This window comes from Mesorhizobium sp. M2A.F.Ca.ET.042.01.1.1 (assembly GCF_003997405.1).
Classification (GTDB): Bacteria; Pseudomonadota; Alphaproteobacteria; order Rhizobiales; family Rhizobiaceae; genus Mesorhizobium.
In genome coordinates this window covers 1-4,399 of the sequence record NZ_RZRX01000369.1, presented here as the reverse complement: position 1 = coordinate 4,399, position 4,399 = coordinate 1, and the positions used below count along the sequence as shown (strand labels likewise).

Sequence of the window (4,399 nt, the reverse complement as noted above, 5' to 3'; positions counted from 1 at the left end):
GGTCAGGACGGTCATGGAGTAGGGGATGCAGACCAGAACATGGCCGAGCACCACGGTGAAGAGCGATAGGCTGAGGCCAAGCTGCAGCATGACAAGCAGCATGGAAATGGCGACGATCACCTCGGGCAGCACCAGCGGCGCCATGATCAGGCCGTTGATGGCGCGGCGGCCCGGGTAACGGTAGCGGGTGATCGAGCGGGCGGCGAGGATGCCGAGCACCGTCGACAGGATCGAGGCGGAGACGCCGACGATCAGGCTGTTCCAGGTTGCGTCGATCAGCGCCGGCGTTTTCGGCAGGTCCTCGTACCAGTGCAGCGTGATGCCAGAGAGCGGGAATTTCGGTGTCGCCGCCGTGTTGATCGAGAAGATCGGCAGGAAGATCACCGGCAGATAGAGGAACAGGATGTAGAGCGTGGCGTAGCTCGACAGCCATCCCGGCAGGAAACGCCTGATCGCCGTCATCGTGCCAGCCTCTGCAGGGCGCGGATGACCAGCACGGTGGCGCCGGCCATCAGCGAGACGACGATCATGGTGGTGACCGAGAGCGCCGCGCCCAGCGGCCAGTTCGACGCCTTGCCGAACTGCGCCTGGATGGCGTTGGCGATCATGACGCCATCCTTGCCACCGACGAGCTTCGGCGTGACATAGTCGCCGACGGTCGGGATCATGACGATCAGCGCCGCCGAGATGACGCCGGGCGCCGACAGCGGCAGGGTGACGCGCAGGAAGGAGCGCAGCGGCCCGTCGCCGAGATCGGTCGCCGCTTCGACCAGGGTGCGGTCGACCTTCTCCAGCGAGACGAAGATCGGCAGGATGGCGAAGGTCGCCCAGGCATGGGTGAGCGTGATGATAACGGCGGTGGAATTGTAGAGCAGCGCGTCCGACGGCTCGCTGATGATACCAAGGCCCATCAGACCGGAATTCAAGACGCCGTTATAGCCGAGGATCACCTTCCACGACATCACGCGCAACAGATAGCTCGTCCAGAACGGGATGGTGATGAGGAAGAGCCAGAGGCTCTTGTGGCGGCCGCCATGGAAGGAAATGAAATAGGCGATCGGGTAGGCGAGCGCCACCGTCAGCAGGCTAACCGTCAGCGAGATGTAGAGCGAGCGCCAGAGCAGGTCGCGGTAGATCGGCTCGGTCAGCGCGATCCGGTAGTTCTCCAGGGTGAAGGTGTGGTCGATGGTGAGATAGTTCTGCGTCCAGAAGGAATGGGCGACAACGACCAGGATCGGCAGGACGAGAAGAATAAGGGCGTAGACGAAGGTGGGACTGATCAGGGCAAAGCCTTGGACGGCTTCCGATTGCAGAAGGGGATTTCGTCTGGCCCCGGCCATGCGCAGCGGGGGCGACCCTTCCGCGGCAACCGTCATTGCAGCGCTCCGGGCGTGATTTCGGTAGCTGGCTCGGATTGTCCCGCCATGCGGCTTCCCATTCGCAGCGCCGACCGCCTGTTCCCGAATTATGCTTGGAGCATGATCGCTCCCTAGCTTGCCGGCTTTCTTTCATCATGAGCGTATCCGCCGATTGAAATCAAGCGCTATTTCTGCGATATTGATTGAACGAACATTCAAAATAGGCGGACAGAAAGCCGGATTTCCGTGGTTTTCCGCGTCGTTTGATGTCCGGTGAGAATTCGGCAGCTCTGGCGATACGAGGCGAAGATGGCGGCTCAAAGCAAGATCAAGGCAAGCGAACTGATCGGCCCTAGCGATGACGATGCAGTCGAGCTTGCCAAGCGCCATCTCGTCCAGCCCTGGCCCTATGCCGGTTCGGTCGGTGACGAGGCGCGCACGCTGATCGGCGAGGGCGACGGCATCTACATCACTGACGCCTCCGGCAAGCGGCTGATAGACGGGCCGGCCGGCATGTGGTGCATCAATGTCGGCCATCGCCGCGAGGAATTGGCCAAGGTCATGTACGACCAGGCGATGGCGCTCTCCTACAACACGCCCTGGTACACGATGAACGCGCCGTCGGCCGAGCTCGCGCGACGGATTGCCGACGCGGCGCCGGGCGACCTCAGCCATACCTTCTTCACCACCGGCGGCTCGTCGGCGGTGGAGACGGCGCTGCGCTTCATGCAGTTCTACAACAATGTGCGCGGACGGCCGGAGAAGAAGCTGATCCTCAGCCGCAACGGCGCCTATCACGGCTCGACCTATCTCTCGGCATCGCTTAACGGCCGCCCGCGCGATCACGACTGGATGGACGGCGCCGACGATCTGGTGATCAAGCTTTCCTCGCCCGATCCCTTCCGGCGGCCGAAGGGCATGAGCATTGCAGCTTTTACCGACTTCCTGGTCGACCAGTTCCGCGACACGATCGCGCGCGTCGGCGCCGACCGCATCGGCGCTTTTGTCGGCGAGCCGGTGCAGGCCTCGGGCGGCGTCATCGTGCCGCCGGACGGGTATCTGAAGCGCATCCGCGAGATCTGCCGCGACAACGATATCCTCTATGTCTCGGACGAGGTGGTGACCGGTTTCGGACGGCTCGGCCATGTCTTCGCCTCCGGCGACGTATTCGGCATCGATCCGGACATGATCACCTTCGCCAAGGGCATCACATCGGGCTACTTCCCGCTCGGCGGCGTCATCATCTCCGAGCGGCTGCTGGAAGAACTGCGCCGCTCCAACCATCCCGACGCATTGTTCGGTCATGGCCTGACCTACACCAGCCATCCGATCGGCTGCGCGGTGGCGCTGAAGAATCTCGACCTGCTGGAAAAGGGCGTGCTTCAGCACACCCGCGAGATCGCGCCCTATTTCCAGGCGCAGTTGAAGACGCTTGAGGAGCTGCCGCTGGTCGGCGAGGTGCGCGGCGTCGGCCTGATGGCTTGCGTCGAATGCGTGGCCGATCGCGAAAGCAAGGATCCGCTGCAACTCGACAAGAATGTCGGCAAACGCATCGACGCGCATTGCCACGAGCTTGGCCTTCTGGTGCGGCCGCTGATCAACATGTGCGTGATGTCGCCGCCGCTGATCATCACCAGGGAGCAAGTCGACGACATGGTGGCAATCCTGCGCGAAGGGATTTCGCGGACGATGGATGTTTTGCGGAAGGAAGGCGTCTGGCGGGGGTGAGAGCTAATCTCCCCCCTTGAGGGGGAGATGTCGCCGAAGGCGACAGAGGGGGTCATCTCACGTAAATCGCCGGCGTTGTCTAACGTCCTGAAGTGTTGGCGCTTCACGCGCAGCGACCCCCTCTGGCCGCTTCGCGGCCATCTCCCCCTCAAGGGGGAAGACTAGCAGCCTCTACCCCCCTCGACCGCAGCGCGTCGTTCAGGCCCCACATGTCCTTTTCCTCTGGCGCCGTCTCCAGGTTCAGCACCGGGACCTGCCTGCGCAGATGGTCGTGGTGGGTGCGCACGCCGTACTCCAAATCCGACAAGTAGAAGCCTTCAAAAGCCTCCGACAGCATGGATTCGTTCGACCACACCGAAAGCTGCACGTCCTCGTTCATGGTGTCGCGGTCGATGCGGTAGGCGAGGTAGCGCGCCGCCGCCTGCTCCCTGGTCTCGTCCTTGTAGCGATAGATCGCGCCGCGCAGCAGCGTCTCGCCGGTCGACAGCGGGAACTCCTGATAGAATTGGATGGATTCCGGCATGATCGACAGCGCGTTGTTGGGGAAGATACCGTAATAGATCCAGGCCTTGCGCAGATGCTCCGGCAGATGCGCGGCCTCGGGCGCGAGCTTGATGTATTCGCGCACGCTCCAGCGCCGGCCGGCATGTGGATTGTAGGTGGCGAAGGAGCGCGACACGCCATTGACGAAAGGCTCGTCGAAATAGGTGGCGCCGTAGAGGTCCTGCAGCGCCGGATGCGCCATGGCGACGTGATAGCCTTCATTGTCGACGTCGCGCACCGACTTCCAGTTGACCGGCGATTTCTGGGTCCAGATGCCCCAGGATGGCACCATGTCGGCGACGTTGTAATGCGCCATCTCGGCTTCGATCGGCTTGAGCAGCTCGGCCACCGAGGGCTGCGGGCCGCCCTTGCGGAAGCGGATGAAGATGAACCCCATCCAGATTTCGAGGTCGAGCGGCATCAGGCCGAACTCGGTCTTGTCGAGCTCGGGGAAGGAGCGCGGACGGGCAGCGCCGCGCAGCGTGCCGTCGAGATTGTAGACCCAGCCGTGGAACGGGCAGACCAGCGCGTTCTTGCAGCTGCCCTGGCTGTCGGCGACGACGCGGCTGCCGCGGTGGCGGCACATGTTGTTGAAGGCGCGCACGACGCCGTCCTTGCCGCGCACGATCAGCGCGCGCTCGCTGATGACGTCCATGGTCAGATAGTCGCCCGGTTTCGGCACGTCGGAGACATGGCCGGCGATCTGCCAGTGATTGCGAAAGACATATTCCTTCTCGAGCTCGAGAAGGGCGTTGGAATGGTAGCTCCAC

3 protein-coding genes and 1 pseudogene are annotated in these 4,399 nt (G+C 63.0%); 1 reads left to right on the top strand and 3 read right to left on the bottom strand.

Annotated features, from left to right (window positions below):
- Both EOA23_RS31920 and EOA23_RS31915 read right to left on the bottom strand, forming a co-directional pair.
- Positions 1–462: pseudogene (locus tag EOA23_RS31920) on the bottom strand (ABC transporter permease); the annotation flags it as partial.
- A complete protein-coding gene (locus EOA23_RS31915) occupies positions 459–1,376 on the bottom strand; it encodes an ABC transporter permease (RefSeq protein WP_127307017.1) in 918 nt (305 codons plus the stop codon). The gene EOA23_RS31915 and the pseudogene EOA23_RS31920, both read right to left, overlap by 4 nt.
- A 291-nt stretch (positions 1,377–1,667) precedes the next feature.
- Here EOA23_RS31915 and EOA23_RS31910 point away from each other — a divergent pair, with 291 nt between their 5' ends.
- A complete protein-coding gene (locus EOA23_RS31910; RefSeq protein WP_127307016.1) occupies positions 1,668–3,086 on the top strand; it encodes an aminotransferase in 1,419 nt (472 codons plus the stop codon).
- A 148-nt stretch (positions 3,087–3,234) separates the two neighbouring features.
- Here EOA23_RS31910 and EOA23_RS31905 read toward each other — a convergent pair.
- A partial coding sequence (locus EOA23_RS31905) for an aromatic ring-hydroxylating dioxygenase subunit alpha (protein ID WP_145966546.1) occupies positions 3,235–4,399 on the bottom strand: 1,165 nt, incomplete at its 5' end.

Coding starts and splice junctions, on each gene's coding strand:
- EOA23_RS31915 (WP_127307017.1), bottom strand. CDS start 1,376: ATGACGGTTGCCGCGGAAGGGTCGCCCCCGCTGCGCATGGCCGGGGCC.
- EOA23_RS31910 (WP_127307016.1), top strand. CDS start 1,668: ATGGCGGCTCAAAGCAAGATCAAGGCAAGCGAACTGATCGGCCCTAGC.